Annotated in this window: 16 protein-coding genes; 6 read left to right on the top strand and 10 right to left on the bottom strand. The window is 64.5% G+C overall.

Annotated features, from left to right (window positions below; translation table 11 throughout):
* Positions 1 to 265: 265 nt before the first annotated feature.
* Complete coding sequence (locus BW970_RS05190) at positions 266 to 1,558, top strand: NAD(P)/FAD-dependent oxidoreductase (protein WP_076529364.1); 1,293 nt, start codon at positions 266 to 268, stop codon at positions 1,556 to 1,558.
* 92 nt (positions 1,559 to 1,650) lie between these two features.
* The gene (locus tag BW970_RS05185; protein ID WP_076529363.1) at positions 1,651 to 2,841 is read left to right on the top strand and encodes a DegT/DnrJ/EryC1/StrS family aminotransferase; all 1,191 of its coding nucleotides are present in this window, start codon (positions 1,651 to 1,653) and stop codon (positions 2,839 to 2,841) included.
* Between the two features lie 107 nt (positions 2,842 to 2,948).
* Here BW970_RS05185 and phaR read toward each other — a convergent pair whose 3' ends face one another.
* The 3 genes from phaR to BW970_RS05170 all read right to left on the bottom strand — a co-directional run bounded on the left by phaR (position 2,949) and on the right by BW970_RS05170 (position 6,433).
* On the bottom strand, positions 2,949 to 3,500 hold the full coding sequence (gene phaR, locus BW970_RS05180) for a polyhydroxyalkanoate synthesis repressor PhaR (RefSeq protein WP_076529362.1): 552 nt from the start codon (positions 3,498 to 3,500) through the stop codon (positions 2,949 to 2,951).
* Between the two features lie 166 nt (positions 3,501 to 3,666).
* Positions 3,667 to 4,122, bottom strand: a complete 456-nt coding sequence (locus tag BW970_RS05175) for a Phasin (RefSeq protein WP_076529361.1) — start codon at positions 4,120 to 4,122, stop codon at positions 3,667 to 3,669.
* 490 nt (positions 4,123 to 4,612) lie between these two features.
* Positions 4,613 to 6,433, bottom strand: coding sequence for a PHA/PHB synthase family protein (locus tag BW970_RS05170; RefSeq protein ID WP_076529360.1), 1,821 nt, complete (start codon positions 6,431 to 6,433; stop codon positions 4,613 to 4,615).
* 100 nt (positions 6,434 to 6,533) lie between these two features.
* Here BW970_RS05170 and phaZ point away from each other — a divergent pair, with 100 nt between their 5' ends.
* The gene (phaZ, locus tag BW970_RS05165; protein ID WP_076529359.1) at positions 6,534 to 7,799 is read left to right on the top strand and encodes a polyhydroxyalkanoate depolymerase; all 1,266 of its coding nucleotides are present in this window, start codon (positions 6,534 to 6,536) and stop codon (positions 7,797 to 7,799) included.
* A 72-nt stretch (positions 7,800 to 7,871) separates the two neighbouring features.
* Here phaZ and BW970_RS05160 read toward each other — a convergent pair whose 3' ends face one another.
* The 3 genes from BW970_RS05160 to BW970_RS05150 all read right to left on the bottom strand — a co-directional run bounded on the left by BW970_RS05160 (position 7,872) and on the right by BW970_RS05150 (position 10,452).
* The gene (locus tag BW970_RS05160; RefSeq protein ID WP_076529358.1) at positions 7,872 to 8,870 is read right to left on the bottom strand and encodes an alpha/beta hydrolase; all 999 of its coding nucleotides are present in this window, start codon (positions 8,868 to 8,870) and stop codon (positions 7,872 to 7,874) included.
* A 1-nt stretch (position 8,871) separates the two neighbouring features.
* Positions 8,872 to 9,630 (bottom strand): alpha/beta fold hydrolase, encoded by a 759-nt coding sequence (locus BW970_RS05155; RefSeq protein WP_076529357.1) that lies wholly within the window; start codon positions 9,628 to 9,630, stop codon positions 8,872 to 8,874.
* 153 nt (positions 9,631 to 9,783) lie between these two features.
* Complete coding sequence (locus tag BW970_RS05150) at positions 9,784 to 10,452, bottom strand: DNA-3-methyladenine glycosylase I (RefSeq protein WP_076529356.1); 669 nt, start codon at positions 10,450 to 10,452, stop codon at positions 9,784 to 9,786.
* Between the two features lie 172 nt (positions 10,453 to 10,624).
* On the opposite strand from BW970_RS05150, the gene thrS reads away from it, so the two are divergent.
* Both thrS and BW970_RS05140 read left to right on the top strand, forming a co-directional pair.
* Complete coding sequence (thrS, locus tag BW970_RS05145; protein WP_076529355.1) at positions 10,625 to 12,571, top strand: threonine--tRNA ligase; 1,947 nt, start codon at positions 10,625 to 10,627, stop codon at positions 12,569 to 12,571.
* A gap of 213 nt (positions 12,572 to 12,784) precedes the next feature.
* Positions 12,785 to 12,991: a cold-shock protein gene (locus BW970_RS05140; protein ID WP_076529354.1), complete on the top strand. Its 207-nt coding sequence runs from the start codon at positions 12,785 to 12,787 to the stop codon at positions 12,989 to 12,991.
* Between the two features lie 36 nt (positions 12,992 to 13,027).
* On the opposite strand, the gene BW970_RS05135 is transcribed toward BW970_RS05140, so the two are convergent.
* Entirely contained in the window at positions 13,028 to 13,660 is a 633-nt protein-coding gene (locus BW970_RS05135) for a ribonuclease T2 family protein (protein WP_076529353.1), read from the bottom strand.
* 127 nt (positions 13,661 to 13,787) lie between these two features.
* Here BW970_RS05135 and BW970_RS05130 point away from each other — a divergent pair, with 127 nt between their 5' ends.
* Positions 13,788 to 14,537, top strand: coding sequence for a DUF1013 domain-containing protein (locus BW970_RS05130; RefSeq protein ID WP_076529352.1), 750 nt, complete (start codon positions 13,788 to 13,790; stop codon positions 14,535 to 14,537).
* Between the two features lie 36 nt (positions 14,538 to 14,573).
* Here the strand turns inward: BW970_RS05130 and BW970_RS05125 are convergent, their stop codons facing one another.
* The 3 genes from BW970_RS05125 to BW970_RS05115 all read right to left on the bottom strand — a co-directional run bounded on the left by BW970_RS05125 (position 14,574) and on the right by BW970_RS05115 (position 16,596).
* Entirely contained in the window at positions 14,574 to 15,461 is an 888-nt protein-coding gene (locus BW970_RS05125) for a LytTR family DNA-binding domain-containing protein (RefSeq protein ID WP_159441420.1), read from the bottom strand.
* A 189-nt stretch (positions 15,462 to 15,650) separates the two neighbouring features.
* On the bottom strand, positions 15,651 to 16,250 hold the full coding sequence (recR, locus tag BW970_RS05120) for a recombination mediator RecR (protein ID WP_076529350.1): 600 nt from the start codon (positions 16,248 to 16,250) through the stop codon (positions 15,651 to 15,653).
* 1 nt (position 16,251) lies between these two features.
* A complete protein-coding gene (locus BW970_RS05115) occupies positions 16,252 to 16,596 on the bottom strand; it encodes a YbaB/EbfC family nucleoid-associated protein (RefSeq protein WP_076529349.1) in 345 nt (114 codons plus the stop codon).
* Positions 16,597 to 16,624 lie beyond the last annotated feature (28 nt).

Below are 16,624 nucleotides of genomic sequence, written 5' to 3'. Positions count from 1 at the left end.
CATTCCCGTGGCCTTGGGCCCTGCGCCGCTTGCGCGGCGCGCTGGTGCCTCTGCCTGATGACACGGCCCGGTTGCTGCGGCGGACGCCTCCGGCGGGGGTATTTTTGGCAAGATGAAAGCACCTCGAACCCGGTTGCGATTTCATCTTGCGAAAAATACCCCTCCCGGAGGGTCGGGTGGGGGCTGGGTGTGTGGTCCGGTCGGGGCGCCCATTTCCAACCGGGCCGCGAAGGGCTAGGGTCGCGGCGCATTTCGGAGAGTGCTGATGAACCTGCTTCATGCAAATGACCGTCCGGGCAGCTATCCGGCCTCGTGGTACGCGGCGACGGCTGTGGACGCGCCGCGCCGGGTGGCCTTGCGGGGGGAAGTCTGTGTGGATGTCTGTGTGGTGGGGGGCGGCTATACCGGCCTGTCGTCGGCATGGCATCTGGCGCGGCAGGGGCTGCGGGTCATGGTGCTTGAGGCGCATCGCGTGGGTTGGGGGGCCTCGGGGCGCAACGGGGGGCAGGTGGGTTCTGGCCAGCGTCTTGATCAGGACTGGATCGCCGCACGGCTGGGCCGCGACGATGCGCGCCATCTGTGGCAGATCGCCGAATCGGCCAAGGCCCTGGTTTGCGACCTGGCCCGCGACATGCCCGGCGCCGATTGGCGTCCTGGCGTTGCCCATGCCTTTCAGCACATGTCAGAGGTCGAGGCGGCCCGTCGCTATGCCGCGCATCTGGCCGAGGACTACGGGTATGACCAGATCGCGCCGCTTGATCGTGCCGAAACCGCCGGCCTGCTGGGTACCGATGTCTATGCGGGGGGCGAGCTGGATGGTGGCGCGGCACATATTCATCCGTTGAACTTTGCGCTGGGGCTGGCGCGGGCTGCCGAAGCGGCGGGCGCGGTGATCCATGAGGACAGCGAGGTTCTGGCGCTGGAGCCCGGTCGTCCGGCGCGGCTGCGCACGGCGGCGGGCGAGGTTCGGGCCGACCATGTGATTCTTGCCTGCAATGGCTATCTCGGTGGGCTGGATCCAAAGGTGGCGGCGCGGGTCATGCCGATCAACAATTTCATCGTGGCGACCGAGCCGCTGGGCAGCCGCGCGCCTTTGTCGCGCCCGGTGGCCGTGGCCGATTCCCGCTTTGTGGTGAACTACTGGCGCCAGACCCCTGACGGGCGCCTGTTGTTCGGGGGGGGAGAAAGCTATGGCTGGCGGTTTCCCGATATTCCGGCGACGGTGCGCAAGCCGATGTTGCAGGTCTACCCCCAGCTTGCCGATGCGCGGATCGACCATGCCTGGGGCGGCACGCTGGCCATCACGCCCACGCGCAACCCCTGTTTCATCCGGCCGCAGCCGAATGTGCTGTCGGCTTCGGGCTATTCCGGTCACGGGGTGGCACTGGCCACCATGGCAGGGCAGATCATGGCCGAGGCCATTGCAGGCCAGACCGCACGGTTCGATGTGATGGCCCGTCTGCCCACGCCGCGGTTTCCCGGCGGCACGCTGTTGCGGCATCCGGTGCTTGTGCTGGCGATGACATGGTTTGCCCTGCGCGACCGGCTGGGCATCTGACCGCCGGTGTGCAACGCGCCGCTGGAAAATCCCCGCTCCAGCGTATATTCGGTGCACCGAAGGCCCGCGAGGCCCCCGATCAGGAATGACCCATGTCCGCCGATCTGCTGCCGCAGGCGCCCAACCTCTACGACGCCGAACCGATCCCGCCTGCCGCCATGGCCGAAATCGAGCGATTGCTCGCCTCTGGCGATCTGTTCCGCTACACGGCGCCCGAAGGGGCGCCCGTGGCCCGGCTGGAGGCCGAGTTCGCCGCGCTGCTGGGGGTGCGCTATGCGCTGGCGGTGTCGTCCTGTTCGGCGGCGTTGTTCCTCGCGCTCAAGGCGCTGGACCTGCCGCGCGGGGCCAGGGTGCTGGTGCCCGCCTTCACCTTTGCCGCTGTGCCGTCGGCGGTGTTGCACGCGGATTGCACCCCCGTTCTGATCGAGGTTGACGACAGCCTGCGCATCGACATGGCCGATTTCGCGGCCAAGCTCGACGGGGCGGCGGCGGTGATGATCAGTCACATGCGCGGCCATACCTCGGACATGGATGCCATCATGGCGTTGTGCGGCGCGCGTGACATTCCCGTGGTCGAAGATGCGGCTCATTCGCTGGGCACCACCTGGCAGGGCCGCAACATTGGCACGATCGGCAGGATCGGCGCCTTCAGCTTTCAATCCTACAAGCTGGTGAATGCGGGCGAAGGCGGCATGTTCGTCACCGACGATCCCGAAATCGCCGCGCGGGCGGTGATCATGTCGGGCGCCTATGAATACAACTGGAAAAAGCATCCCGGCCTTCAGAACAGTTATCATCACTGGCAGAACCGGCTGCCGCTGTACAACATGCGGATGCAGAATCTCTCTGCGGCGGTGATCCGGCCCCAACTGCCAGAAATCGCGCGCCGGGTCGCGCAAGGCCGGGCCAACCACGACCGCATGGCGGACAGGCTGAACGCGACCGCGCATTTTGCCGTTCCCCCGGCCTTGCCGCCCGAACAGCGCGCGCCGGATTCCATTCAGTTCCGCCTGCGCGGGGGCTGGTCGGATGATCAGGCGCGCCGGTTCGAAGCCGCCGCGCGGCGCCGCGGGGCGGCAGCCCATGTGTTCGGGTTGTCGCCCGACAATGCGCGCGCGTTCTGGAACTGGCAGTTCCTGGCCGAGACACCGGAGTTGCCAAAGACCCGCGCCATGCTTTTGCGCACCTGCGATCTGCGGCTTCCGGCCCGGCTGACGGCGGAGGAGATCGACTTTCTGGCCAATGCGCTGATCGCGGCCGCCGAGGAGGTTCGCGCCGTCTGAGCCCAAGGGCGGTTTACGCGGCGCCTCTGGCACATCGCCTTGCGGAGTGCAGGGGGTATTGCGGGTGTGACGGGCGAGAGGGGGGCAGGCGGCCCCCCTTTGTGCTGTCAGAGTTTGGACAGCTTGGCCTGCAATGCCGCCAGTTGCTTTTTGATGTCGGCCAGTTCTTCCTTGGCGCTGCCCTCGTCGCCGTCTTCGCGCTCGGGGCCGGAGGTGCCGGGGCGCCAGCCTGCCATCATCTTCATGAACGCTTCTTGCTGGCGCTGCATCGCCTCGAAGCCAGGCACGGTGGAGATCGGGTTGGGGAACACGCCCATGTTCTCGAACATCTTCGATTGCCCCTCGCGCAGCATCTCGAAGCTGGCGGCCAGGAACTGGGGCACCACGCTGTTTACTTCGGTGGTGTAGCTGCGGACCAGATCGGTCAGAACATTGATGGGCAGGACCGAATCACCCTTGGATTCGTGTTCTGCGATGATCTGCAACAGATATTGCCGGGTCAGATCGTCGCCGGATTTCAGATCGACGATGCTGACCTCGCGGCCCGCACGGATGAAACCGGCGATATCCTCCAGCGTGACGTAATCGCTGGTCTCGGTGTTGTAGAGCCGACGGCTCGCATAGCGCTTGATTAAGAGCGGCTTGTCGGTATTGGCCATAGGCTCCCTCCCCGGTGTCTGATTGCGACAAGCCTATGCCAGTGCAGAAAAAATGCAAGCGTGTGCAGAAAAAACCAAAGGCGGGCCTGAAAGGCCCGCCTTGTGTCCGGTCCGGTCCCCGATGGGAGGGGAGGGGAAGCTGGGGTCGGAACCGGGGTCCGGCGCCTTACTTCGCGGCGGCGGCGGTCGTGGCCTTCTTGGCGGCGGTGGTCACGTCGGCAGTGGCTTTCTTGACAGCGGCGGTCGCGTCTTCCGACATGTCCTTGCCAGCGGCCAGCATCAGCTCGACGGTTTCCATCTGCACTTTCTTCGCCACTTCGGCAAAGGCAGCCATGTTCTCGGCAGCCATTTCGGCAGCCGACGAGGCGAAGTCCGAGGCAGCTTTGCTGTAATCGGTGGCTTCGGTCTTGGCCTTGGTCACTTCGCCCATCTTGGCGATGGTGTCCTTGGTCCATTTCGCGGTGATTTCCGTCGATTTCTCGGCGGCTTCCAGAGCGACTTTCGACATTTTCTCTGCCAGGGCGGCCTGGGTCTTGAAGGCATCCTGGAACGACGTGGTGTCGACCGGGAATGCGGCCATCATGTCCTGGAAGGTCTTGGTGAAATCATTGGTCTTGGCCATGTCAATTCTCCTTGCTGCGTTCAGGGACCGTTCCCTGCTCTGCGCTGATCTTCCATATACATGCTGCGGTGCAGCATTGCAAGGGGTTTGGCGCTGCGTTGCAGAAGATTTACCTAACGGAAACCTGAATCCGCGTTGCAGATTTTCCTTCCGTTCTTGGGGAAACTGAATTGCTGCGATGCAGCATATCCGCCCGCTGCCTGACTATTCCGCTTAGGGTATCTGGGGGCTGCGCAACGGTCCTGCAACGCGGTGGAGCTTGGCCAGCCGTGAAAATTCCGCGTCAGATTGGTGGTTTACCGGCACCTTGCGGGCGCGCGCCACGCTGCACCGATCTGGCCCCGCGGCTGCGGCCCGGATGCGGCACATTCGGCCCGCAGGTAACGGCCCGATGACACCTGGCCCCTGGGGCGGGGCATCACTGGTTCCGCCACGGGGAAAGTGGCCCGCTGTGGCGCGCCCGAGGGTGTCGGGCGCCCCGGCTGCGGGGTCAGGTCTCGGCGTTCGCCGACCCGCCTGATTCGCGCAGCACATAGGTTCCGGGCGATGGGCACAGCACCGGATAGCCCGCGACGCTGCCGGGCTCGCGGGCCGCCACCATGGCCCCGGACCGCTTGGCCAGCCACTGGCCCCAGCGCGGCCACCAGGACCCTTTGGTAAAGGTCGCGTCCTTCAGCCAGTCGTCGGGCGTCAGATCCGAAATCGGGGTCTCGTTGGTGTAATGGCCATATTTGTCCTTGCCCGGCGGATTGATGATGCCGGCGATATGCCCCGACTGCGACATGATGAAGGTCTTGTCCTTGGAGCCGAACCGCCGCAACCCGTTGAAGCTGGCCTTCCAGGCCGCGATATGGTCGGTCTCGCAACCGATGGCGCAGATCGGCAGCTTGATCTCCTTGGGCGAGACGGGCGTGCCATCCACTTCATAGGTTCCCTGGGCAAAGCGGTCCTGCTGGCACAGCCACCGCAGATATTCCACGGCCATGCGGGCGGGCAGGTTGGTGCTGTCGCCATTCCAGAACAACAGGTCAAAGGCCGGCGGGCGTTCGCCCATCATGTAGCTGCGGATCGCGGGCTGATAGATCAGGTCATTGGAGCGCAGAAAACTGAAGGTCCGCGCCATGATCTGCGAGGCGAGCACGCCCTTGATCTTGCATTCCCGTTCGATCCCGTCGACGAAATCGTCTGTCAGGAACGGCGCGAATTCGCCCTGATCCGAGAAATCCGACAACATGGTAAAGAAGGTCGCGGATTTGATCGACGGATCGCCGCGTTGTGCCAGCATCGCCAGCGTCAGGCTCAGCGTGGTGCCCGCGATGCAATAGCCGACGGCGTTGATCTTGTCTTCGCCGGTGATCGCCTTCACGGCGTCGATCGCCTCCAGATAGCCTTCGCGGATGTAATCATCCATGCCGAAATCGGCATAGCTGGCATCGGGGTTCTTCCAACTGACCACGAACAGCGTGAAACCCTGATCGACGATCCATTTGATCAGGCTGTTCTGGGGCTTCAGATCCATGATGTAGAACTTGTTGATCCAGGGCGGAAAGATCAGCAAGGGCGTGCGATGGACCTTGTCGGTCGTCGGGGTGAACTGGATCAGCTCCAGGATCCGGTTGCGGAACACGACAGATCCGGGGGTGGTGCCGATATTGTGCCCGACCTTGAAGGCTTCGGGGTCGGACAGCGTGACCAGCACCTCGCCATTGTTGGCCTCGATGTCGCGCACCAGGTTTTCCAGCCCGCGGACCAGCGATTCGCCCTCGGTTTCGACGGCCTTTTCCAGCGCGTCGGGATTGGTGCCCAGGAAATTGGTGGGCGACATCATGTCGGTGATCTGCCGGGTGAAATATTCCACCCGGTGGCGGTCGTTGGGCTCCAGCGTCTCGATTCCGGCGACGGCATCCTGCAATGCCTTGGCGTTCAGCAGATATTGCTGCTTGAGAAAGTTGAAATACGGGTGGGTGTCCCACAGCGGATTGGCAAAGCGGCGGTCCTTCGGGCCCGGATCGGGCGGAGCGGCCAGCTTGCCCTGGGTCAGCACATGCTGCGCCTCGACATAGTGTTTCAGCGTCTTGCCCCACCAGGCGACCTGCTGTTCCACCACCTTCGCCGGGTTCTTCATGGCGTCCTGCATCCAGGCCGATGCCGTCTGCATGTAAAGGTTCGGATCGGGGCCTTCCAGCGCGGGGTCGCTGGCCTGCTTGCGGGTCAGTGCCGCAACCAGCCGTTGAGACAGCTGCTCGATCCGTTGCAGGTTTGCCTGCATCTTCTCGGACAGTGCTGCAGCCGCATACTCGTCAGTTGCCATGTAAACTTTTCCCCCCTATTTTGCCTTTGCAGCATTGCGTCGCCTGACTGGGGGGGAAGCGACGGAGATGCCGGGGCTCCTCCCCGCGCAAGGAGACGACATGAAGTATATGTACACCTATGATGTGATGGAAGCCACTCGGAACACGAACGAGTGGCTTGGTGCAACAGCCCGTGCCTTCGCCTCCTCGCCCGTCTGGGGCCTGGCGCCCAGCCCGATGTTCAAGATGATGTCCGCCTGGGGCCGCGTCACCGAACGCAGCTTTGCCCGCATGGTCATCAAACCCGACTGGGGCATCCGCTCCATCGTCGGCGACGATGGCCGCGATCATCTGGTCGAGGTTGAAACCGCCGTGGCCCGCCCCTTTGGCGATCTGGTCCATTTCAAGGTGCTGGGGCAGGAGCCCCGCACCCGAAAGGTGATGATCGTTGCGCCGATGTCGGGCCATTATGCCACATTGGTCCGGTCTACCGTCATATCCTTGCTGCCGGACTGCGACGTCTATGTGACCGATTGGCACAATGCGCGTGACATTCCGGTTTCGGCCGGGAAATTCGACATCGAGGATTACACGCTCTATCTGGTGGATTTCATGCGCCACCTTGGGCCCGATACCCATGTCGTCGCCATCTGCCAGCCTGCGCCCCTGACCCTGGCCGCCACCGCCTATCTTGCGGCCGAAGACCCCGAGGCCCAGCCGCGCAGCCTGATCCTGATCGGGGGCCCGATCGACCCGGATGCCGCCGATACCGAAGTCACCGATTTCGGACGCCGCGTGACCATGGGCCAGTTGGAACATCTGGCCATCCAGCGCGTCGGCTTCAAATACGCGGGCGCCGGGCGTCTGGTCTATCCGGGGCTGCTGCAACTGGCGGGGTTCATCTCGATGAACCTTGAAACGCATTCCAAGGCGTTCCAGGACAAGATCCTCGCGGCATCCAAGGGCGAGGACAGCGAACACGACCGGCACAACGTGTTCTATGACGAATATCTCGCGGTCATGGACATGACGGCGGAATTCTACCTTTCCACCGTCGAGCGTATCTTCAAGAACCTCGAGATTGCCCGCAACGCCTTTGTGGTGGATGGAAAAAAGGTTGATATCGGCGCCATCACCTCGGTGGCCGTGATGACGGTCGAAGGGGCGAATGACGACATCTCCGCCCCCGGCCAATGCGTCGCGGCGCTGGATCTGTGCACCGGACTGCCCGCCAGCAAAAAGGCGCAGCATCTGGAACCCGGTGCGGGGCATTACGGCATCTTTGCCGGGAAAAGCTGGCGCAACAACATCCGCCCGCTGGTGCTGAACTTCATCGATTCGAATTCGGCGGCGCCCAAGGCGGCCGTCAAGTTGCAGGCGGTCTGACACCGCTTTGGCGCCGGCGCCCGTCATGGGCGCCGGGGGCCTTTGGCGCGAACCCTGATCAGTGCGGGCGGGTCATAGCCCCTCGGCCCACAGGATCAGCCGGTCGGCCACCGCCTTTGTCATGCCGGGGGACCGGATATCCCCCGCGATCACATGCGCCTCGTGGTCCATGCCCGCGCGCAGCGGCCAGCTTTCACGAGCGACCGTGCCGCCCCAGCGCGCCGCCATCGCCTCGGTTGCCGCCGGGCTGACGACAACATCATCGGGCGAGGTCAATACAAGCAGCGGAACGGTCACGCGCCCCGGATCGGCCGCCCGCGCGGCGCGCATGGCCTTGGCCATCGGAAACAGCGCGGCGGTCGGGTAGCGCAAGGTCCAGTATCTGGCATGGTCGGGGTTGCGGCTGGGCCAGATCTGATCGGCGCCGATCAGCCCCGGCAGGACATGCGCGGCGCCCGGCAGATCCAGAACCCAGTTTTCCAGTGCCGAGGCCAGGCGCAGATTGGGCGAGATCATCGCCACCCCTGCCACCTTTTCTGCCGCAGGCATCGCGGCGCGCAGGTCCGGTGTGGCAAGCCCCGCCAGCACGATCGAGGCCCCGGTCGAACTGGCGACCACCACCACGCGATCACCGATCCGGGCGCCGATGGCCAGCGCCTCTGCCAGGTCGGTCATCCAGTCCTCTGCGCTGGCGGCCCCCAGCGCCGCGCCGTCGCGCCCATGCCCGGCCAGCCGCGTGAAATGAAGATTGGCGCCCAACGCCCCGGCCAGCATGTCGGGCACCGGGCGGGATTCTTCGGAACTGGCCGAAAATCCATGGACATAGACCACCGACAGCGGAGTCCTGACGCCGGGCACATCGTGCCAGATCACCCGCTTTTGCGTGCCGGGCACCAGATCGGCGAACACATCTTCCCGCGCCTTCAGCCAGCCCTCCAGATCGGCAGGCACCGCCGCCGCGTCAAAGGCGGGCGGGGCAATCCGGGTGTCGCGCGGCCACAGCCAGACTGCGCCTGCCAGCAATACCAGAACCAGCAGGGCCCGCCCGAGCCATTTTCCGAATGTCCGCATCTCAGCCTCCGATCCGCGCCAGAACATCCTCCAGCGCCGCTTCGATCAGCGCCAGGCAGTCAGGGGTCGAGAAACGGTGATCGGCCCCCTTGACCAAGGTCAGCCGCAAATCCGGGCTTTCGGCATGATCCATCAGCCGCAAGGCGACAGCGGGCGGCACATCGGTATCGGCTGTCCCTTGCAGCAGGCGCACCGGCATGGGCAGGGGCAGGGGATCGCGCAGGACCAGCCGCTGGCGGCCATCCTCGATCAGTTTCCGCGTGATCACATAGGGCGCGTCGGAATAGTCCGACGGCAGGTCCAATTGGCCGCTTGTGGTCAGCGCCAGCTTCTGGCTGTCGGAAAACCCGGCCCACATGCTGTCTTCGGTAAAGTCCGGCGCGGCGGCAATGCCCACCAGCCCCGCAACCCGCTCGGGCAGTGCCTTGGCGGCCAGCAGGGCGATCCATCCGCCCATAGAGGAGCCGACCAGCACCTGCGGGCCCTGGGTCAGTGCCGTGATCGCGGCGACCGCATCTTCGGCCCAATCGCCGATACAGCCATCCAGAAACGCCTCGGAACTCGCGCCATGGCCGGAATAGTCGAATCGCACAAAGGCGCGTCCCGTCCGGCCTGCCCAGTCCTCAAGCGCCATCGCCTTGGTGCCCGTCATGTCCGAACGGAACCCGCCCAGGAACACCACGCCCGGCCCGGCACCCTTTGTGCGGTGATAGGCGATCCGTCGCCCTTGCGGCGTGGTCAGATACTCCGGCATGGTCACTCCTCGCAATATCGGCCACCTGTGTATCAGCCCCACAGCCGCGCGGAAAGCACCCCCGCCGCCCCATTGCGTTGATCCGAACGCCATGGGGCGCTGACCCCGCGATATGCGCAGAGGGGCGCAAGTCCCGCCTTCGCCGACCAATCTGCAGGCTCAACCGATACTGCGCGCCAGAACCCGGCTGATGGTGGTAAGGGTCTGCCCCGATTGTGCCTGCCAGTGGTCGAATGCCGCCTGCACCGCCGCCCGCGCCTTGGCCGAGGTGGGCGGGCCGTCGATCACCCCTTCGGCGATCAGCCGTTTGACCACATCTTGCGACAGGATATAGCCATCCCGCCCCATGAACCGCAACATGTAGGGGCCGGTCGATCCGCCCAGCCGACTGCCCTCGCGTGCCAGCCAGGCCAGCAACCCGGCAAAGTCGCGCGCTGGCCAGTCGGCGATGCGGCGCCCGAAACCGCCATGCTCCGCCGCGACCCGACGGATGAACGCGGCATTGTCGCGGATCGCGGCGATCTTGGGGGCCGAGCGGATCACGCGGGGGTCCGCCACCAGCGCATCGAACCACAGGTCGTCCATCATCGACACGCGGCCGACGTCAAAGCCGTGGAACGCCTCTTCGATGCCGGGCCATTTCGTCTCGACCACCTTCCAGCTGATGCCAGCCTGAAAGATGCCGCGCGCCATGGTGGACAGCCAGCGGTCATCCGGGATGGCGGCCAGCGCCTCTGGCGTCAGCGGCACGGGGGCATCGTCGAGCACGGCGCCAAAGCCGCCCTTGCGTTCGGCGGCAATCGCCAGAATTTCGTCGTAGCTGCGCATCACGGCCTCCGCATCCTGTGGCGAGACTGCCAAAGCCTGCGGATTGGATCAAGAACAATCCATAAACATCCCGCATCCCGCTTGACCTTGGCCAAGGCCAGCCGCAGAAGGACGGCACCATATACCCGCAACCGGGCGTTCCGTGGGCGCCAAACCGACGAGGAGCTAGGCCGTGAGCCAGATTTCCCTGACCTTTCCCGATGGCAAACAGCGCGACTATCCCGCAGGTGTGACACCCGCCGAGGTCGCCGCCTCCATCGCGCCCTCGCTGGCGAAATCCGCCATTTCCGCGCAGGTGAACGGCGCGCATTGGGATCTGGCCTGGCCGATCCCTGCCGATGCATCCGTCTCGATCAACACGATCAAAGACGAAGGCCCTGCGCTGGAACTGATCCGGCACGATCTGGCCCATATCATGGCCCGCGCAGTCCAGGACATCTGGCCGGATGTGAAGGTGACCATCGGCCCGGTGCGCGACTATGGCTGGTTTTATGACTTTGACCGCGCCGAACCCTTTACCCCCGAGGATCTGGGCCAGATCGAAGCGAGGATGAAACAGATCATCAACGCCCGCGAGCCTGTGAAAACCGAACTCTGGGACCGCGAACGCGCGCGCAAATACTATGAAGATCGCGGCGAGCCGTTCAAAATCGAACTTCTCGACCGGATCCCGGCGGGCGAAGACATCCGCATGTACTGGCATGGCGACTGGCAGGATCTGTGCCGTGGCCCGCATTTGCAACATACCGGCCAGGTGCCTGCGGATGCCTTCAAGCTGACCCATGTGGCCGGGGCCTATTGGCTGGGCGATGCGTCCCGCCCCATGTTGCAGCGCATCTACGGCATCGCCTTTCGCAACCGCGACGATCTCAAGGCCCATCTGACCATGCTGGAGGAGGCCGCGAAACGCGACCACCGCAAGCTGGGCCGCGAAATGAACCTGTTCCACATGCAGGAAGAGGCGCCGGGCCAGATCTTCTGGCATCCGAACGGCTGGACGATCTACACGCAGTTGCAGGACTACATGCGCCGCCAGCAGCGCCGTGGCGGCTATGTCGAGGTGAACACCCCGCAGGTTGTGAACCGCAAGCTGTGGGAGGCGTCGGGCCACTGGGAAAACTACCAGGAAAACATGTTCATCGTCGAAGTGGACGAGGAACACGCCCGCGAAAAGACCATCAACGCGCTGAAACCGATGAACTGCCCTTGCCATGTGCAGATCTTCAATGTCGGGCTGAAATCCTACCGCGACCTGCCGCTGCGGATGGCGGAATTCGGATCTTGCGCGCGGTATGAACCTTCGGGCGCGCTGCACGGCATCATGCGGGTGCGCGGCTTTACCCAGGACGACGCACATATCTTTTGCACCGAAGCGCAGATCGAGGCCGAGGCGAAGAAATTCATCGAGTTCCTCGCTGCGGTCTATGCCGATCTGGGCTTTGACGAATGGCGGATCAAACTGTCCACCCGCCCCGAAAAGCGCATCGGCACCGAGGAAAGCTGGGATTATGCCGAAGAGGCGCTGGCCAATGCCGTGACGGCGGCGGGCCATGCCTTCGAGATTTTCCCCGGCGAAGGCGCGTTTTATGGGCCCAAGCTGGAATTCGTGCTGCGCGATGCCATCGGGCGCGATTGGCAATGCGGCACCTTCCAGGTGGATCCGAACCTGCCGGAACGGCTGGATGCGCATTACATCGGCGAAGACGGGATGAAGCACCGCCCGATCATGCTGCACCGCGCCTGCCTTGGATCGTTCGAGCGGTTCATCGGCATCCTGATCGAAAACCACGCTGGCAAGCTGCCATTCTGGCTGGCCCCGCGTCAGGTGGTGGTGGCCAGCATCGTGTCGGATGCCGATGACTATGTCGCCGAAGTGGTCGAGGCGCTGACCCTTGCCGGGGTGCGCGCCGAAGCCGACATGCGCAACGAAAAGATCAACTACAAGGTCCGCGAACATTCCGTGGCGAAGGTGCCTGTCATCCTCGCCATCGGCATGAACGAGGTGAAGGAACGCACCGTTTCCGTCCGTCGGCTGGGCGATACCCGGACCGCTGCGATGACGATGGACGAGGCGGTGGCCGAATTCGCCGCTGCGGCCAGGGCCCCCGATCAGCGGTAATCCCGCGGGCGACAGCCAAAGGATTGGGCAGGGCGGCGCGAACCGCCCTGTCATTGTTAACGCACGCTTGATTTTTTTCTGCGTTTGGTCATGCTTGGCGCGTGACGTCAGACTTTCTGCCCGCCAATGCCCCGGCATCGCGGTTTTCTGGAAGACTTGCCGCACGTCCTCGCGGCATGTCGCCACGGGGGAACGCGACTTGGGAGAGACGGAATGCCGACCGGCACCGTGAAATGGTTCAACTCCACGAAGGGTTACGGCTTCATTGCGCCCGATGATGGTGGCAAGGACGTATTCGTGCATATCTCGGCGGTGGAACGCGCCGGGCTGCAAGGTCTGAACGACAATCAGAAAGTGGCCTACGAACTGCTGTCTGGCCGGGATGGCCGGGCTTCGGCCGGGGATCTGCGCCTGCTCTGATCAGGCGGCTCTGGGTATAACGTGCCGGTGCGCCGATCAGCGCACCGGATCCATCGCTGCATCGCGCAGCGTGCAATCCCGTATCACATCCGCGCCACAGCGGCGGGGTTCAAGATCACGGGTCAGGCAGATGCGTACTTCCTGAATCGCGCGGTTCTTGCAAGTGACCGTCACCATATCGCGCGTCAGGCCCGGATTCGCCTCCAGAAAGGCATCTTCGACGACCTTGGCGGGCAGGCGGACCGATGTGTCGAGCTTGCCGAATATCTCGGGCAGCCTGACCTTGCCAAGCGCACGGGCCGAGGCGAGGAAATACGCCTGCGCCGACAGGCCCGAACAGCGGCCGTGCTTGTTCCACTGGTGCCAGGCCAGCCCGGACGATCCCATGAACCGCCCCATCGCGGCGGTTTCGGCGCGGGTCGGGTCGCGTTCGGGCGTCCGGCAGTATTGCGGCCAGCCGCGTTCGTATTGTGGCCACAACCCATGCAGCCCCCAGCCCAGACCGGCCCCCGTCCGGCAGCGGTCATCCTGCCGGGAATCGCCCTCCTCGGCGCACCAGTTCGGGGTCCAGCTAAGCGCGAGGACGTAATAGTCGAACGCCCCGGCGCGATCGGCGGTCGCGGGCATCGACTGGCAAAGGACGGCCAGCATGGCGGCGAACAGGCGCATTTTCTCTTTCCTCCGGCAGCCGGTGAGCGTATATGGGACGGCAATTCCCCGAAAACGAGGATCGGCGGACCCAACGGGGACGCAGCCGTTTTCCCGGCACGGGAGAGATTTGTAAAGGAGTGATCCGATGACAAAGCCGCTGATGGCGCGGGCAACCGCTGTCTGGCTGGTGGACAACACCACGCTGACCTTCAAGCAGGTCGCAGATTTCTGCGGTATGCACGAGCTGGAAGTGCAGGGCATCGCCGATGGCGATGTTGCCGGGGGCGTCAAGGGCTTTGATCCGGTGGCCAACAACCAGTTGGACCAGATCGAGATTGATCGGGGCGAGAAAGATCCGCTGTACCGGCTGAAGCTCAAGTTCAATGCCGCCGCCGTGGGCGAGGAAAAACGCCGCGGCCCGCGCTATACGCCGCTGTCCAAACGGCAAGACCGTCCGGCCGCCATTCTGTGGTTGGTCAAGTTCCATCCCGAACTGTCGGATGGCCAGATCTCGAAACTGGTCGGCACCACCAAGCCGACGATCCAGCAGATCCGCGAACGCACCCACTGGAACATTGCCAACATCTCGCCGGTCGATCCGGTGGCGCTGGGGCTGTGCCGCCAGTCGGAACTGGATGCGGCGGTGCAGGTCGCCGTCAAGAAGCGCGCCGCCGAAGGCAGCGTGATGTCGGATGACGAACGGCGCAAGCTGGTCTCGACGCAGACCTCGCTGGGCATGGCGCCCGATGCGCGCATCCCCGATGCGATTGCAGAGTTCAGCCTGTCGTCCAAGGAAGAGAAGGCGGCGGATTACTCTGACGCGGAAAGCTTCTTCAACCTGCCGCAGGGCGATGACGACGACGACGAGGATGACGACGACCAGCTGGTGCGCTGAGCGTCATGGGCCGCCCCTTCGGGCGGCCTTTTCATGTCAGGCGGCCTTGCCCATCGCCTCCATCCATTGGCGAACCGCATCGCGCCGGGCACGGGCGACCGGAACCTGCGTGCCATCGGTCAGGTCAAGGGTCCAGCCTTCGCGCGTTCGGGTCAGACCGGCCACCGCCGCTGCCGCCACCCAATGCGACCGATGAACCCGCAGGCCCAGCGTGTCGGGCAACTGTGCCTCGATATCCGAAATCCGCCCGCGCAGCATATGCCGCCCGTCGATGGTCTGAACCTGAACGTAATGTTCCTCGGACGAGATCAGCAGCAGATCCGCAAGCGCGAAGGGGCGCCCCAGCAGCACGACCATCGCGGGTTGCGCGGGCCGGGCCGTGGTGTCGGCAGGCGATGTGGTTGGCAGGGGCGCGGGCGGCGTCGCGGCCTGCGGTGGGGCAGTGGCGGGGGCCGGTTCTGGCGCCGCGCGACGCAGCCGGGCCACGTAGCGCGGCATCAGATAGGTGACCATCAGGAATTCCGAGGCCATTGAGCAGACCAGTGAAAAGGCCCCGATGATCAGCCGCAGATGGCTCATCGAGCCGGTATGGACCAGCCCGACCCATGTCCCGATTTCAGGCGAGATCAGCCCGCAGGCCGTGGCGCCGACGACATGGGCGATCCAGCTTCGCGCCAGCCGCAGGTGCCGCCCCATGGCGATCAGCGTGATCATATAGACCGCGAACGTTCCCGGAAAGACCAGCCCCCAGAACACCACCTGATTGGCCAGCGGCAAGGCGGCCATGGCGGGGAAGGGGCCAAGAAAAATCAGCCCCAGCCAGGTGGCAAGAAACAGGGTGGCCGAGTGCCGCTCACGATGAAACCCCAGCAGTTCATGCAGCGTGAACTGCACACGGCTGCCATTGACGTAGGAAATGTGCATCCGGTGCATTTCGGCTGGCCCGGCTGACCGGATACTGTCAAACGCAGCGCCGGAAACTGTGGCTGCTTGCTTATCGGTGTTTCTGGTTGTGTCCAGCCCGGTTTCCACTGTTCGCCTCGCACCTCGTCTTGGTGCAAGACTAGCGGGCTGATCGCCAAGGGCAAGGGCTGACCGGGACTATCGTCGCCGTCAGAAACTTCGGCGTGCGCGCAGTGCGGCGGTGATCGTGCCTTCGTCCAGATAGTCGAGCTCTCCGCCCACCGGCACGCCTTGGGCCAGCGACGACACGGTTACGCCCGTGACGGCCAGCGCATCGGCCAGGTAATGTGCGGTCGTCTGGCCATCGACGGTGGCAGGCAGGGCGAGGATAACCTCGGTTGCGCGGGTGTCCGTGACACGGGCGACAAGATCGGGAATGCGCAGATCCTCTGGCCCGACGGCATCCAGCGGCGACAGCGTGCCACCCAGCACATGATACTGCCCGCGGAAGGCGCCGGACTGTTCCAGCGCCCACAGATCGGCCACGTCCTCGACCACGCAAATCTCGCCGGTGGCGCGCGCGGGGGCGGCGCAGATCTCGCAGATCTCCTGCGCGGTCAGGTTGCCACAGATGGCGCAGTCGCGCGTGCTGGCCGCGGTGCGTGCCATGGTTTCGGCCAGCGGGGCCATCAGCAAGTCGCGCTTGCGCAGCAGATGCAGCACCGCGCGCCGCGCGGATCGCGGCCCCAGCCCCGGCAGGCGCGCCATCAGCGCGATCAGTGTTTCAATATCGCCCTTCGGGCCCGACATCCTAGAGCGGAAGGTTCATGCCGGGCGGCAGACCCAGCGAGTCCGCCAGCCGCTGCGTTTCGCGCTGTGCGGCCACTTGCGCGCGGGCTTGCGCATCGTGGATCGCGGCCAGGATCAGATCCTCGACCACCTCTTTTTCCGAAGCGACGAGGATCGACGGGTCGATATCCAGCGACTTGACCTCGCCCTTGGCGGTGGCTGTCACCTTGACCAGCCCGGCGCCGGATTCCCCCGTGACCGTCAGATTGGCAAGATCGGCCTGCATCTGGCCCAGTTTCTCTTGCATCTCCTGCGCGGCCTTCATCATCTTGGCCATGTCGCCCAGGCCGCCAAGACCTTTCAGCATGTCATGTCTCCCGTGCTTGTCAGTGACA

Source organism: Gemmobacter megaterium, assembly GCF_900156815.1.
Classification (GTDB): Bacteria; Pseudomonadota; Alphaproteobacteria; order Rhodobacterales; family Rhodobacteraceae; genus Wagnerdoeblera; species Wagnerdoeblera megaterium.
Note: the sequence above shows the minus strand (reverse complement) of the source record. Positions and strands in the feature narration are given on the sequence as shown.

What these genes read in the sequence shown, in the direction of transcription:
- BW970_RS05150 (WP_076529356.1), bottom strand. Translation starts at nt 10,452, where the DNA reads ATGCGCAGCTACGACGAAATTCTGGCGATTGCCGCCGAACGCAAGGGC.
- BW970_RS05170 (WP_076529360.1), bottom strand. Translation starts at nt 6,433, where the DNA reads ATGGCAACTGACGAGTATGCGGCTGCAGCACTGTCCGAGAAGATGCAG.
- BW970_RS05115 (WP_076529349.1), bottom strand. Translation starts at nt 16,596, where the DNA reads ATGCTGAAAGGTCTTGGCGGCCTGGGCGACATGGCCAAGATGATGAAG.
- BW970_RS05175 (WP_076529361.1), bottom strand. Translation starts at nt 4,122, where the DNA reads ATGGCCAAGACCAATGATTTCACCAAGACCTTCCAGGACATGATGGCC.
- BW970_RS05130 (WP_076529352.1), top strand. Translation starts at nt 13,788, where the DNA reads ATGACAAAGCCGCTGATGGCGCGGGCAACCGCTGTCTGGCTGGTGGAC.
- BW970_RS05135 (WP_076529353.1), bottom strand. Translation starts at nt 13,660, where the DNA reads ATGCGCCTGTTCGCCGCCATGCTGGCCGTCCTTTGCCAGTCGATGCCC.
- BW970_RS05125 (WP_159441420.1), bottom strand. Translation starts at nt 15,461, where the DNA reads ATGCACATTTCCTACGTCAATGGCAGCCGTGTGCAGTTCACGCTGCAT.
- BW970_RS05190 (WP_076529364.1), top strand. Translation starts at nt 266, where the DNA reads ATGAACCTGCTTCATGCAAATGACCGTCCGGGCAGCTATCCGGCCTCG.
- recR (WP_076529350.1), bottom strand. Translation starts at nt 16,250, where the DNA reads ATGTCGGGCCCGAAGGGCGATATTGAAACACTGATCGCGCTGATGGCG.
- BW970_RS05160 (WP_076529358.1), bottom strand. Translation starts at nt 8,870, where the DNA reads ATGCGGACATTCGGAAAATGGCTCGGGCGGGCCCTGCTGGTTCTGGTA.
- BW970_RS05185 (WP_076529363.1), top strand. Translation starts at nt 1,651, where the DNA reads ATGTCCGCCGATCTGCTGCCGCAGGCGCCCAACCTCTACGACGCCGAA.
- phaZ (WP_076529359.1), top strand. Translation starts at nt 6,534, where the DNA reads ATGAAGTATATGTACACCTATGATGTGATGGAAGCCACTCGGAACACG.
- BW970_RS05140 (WP_076529354.1), top strand. Translation starts at nt 12,785, where the DNA reads ATGCCGACCGGCACCGTGAAATGGTTCAACTCCACGAAGGGTTACGGC.
- phaR (WP_076529362.1), bottom strand. Translation starts at nt 3,500, where the DNA reads ATGGCCAATACCGACAAGCCGCTCTTAATCAAGCGCTATGCGAGCCGT.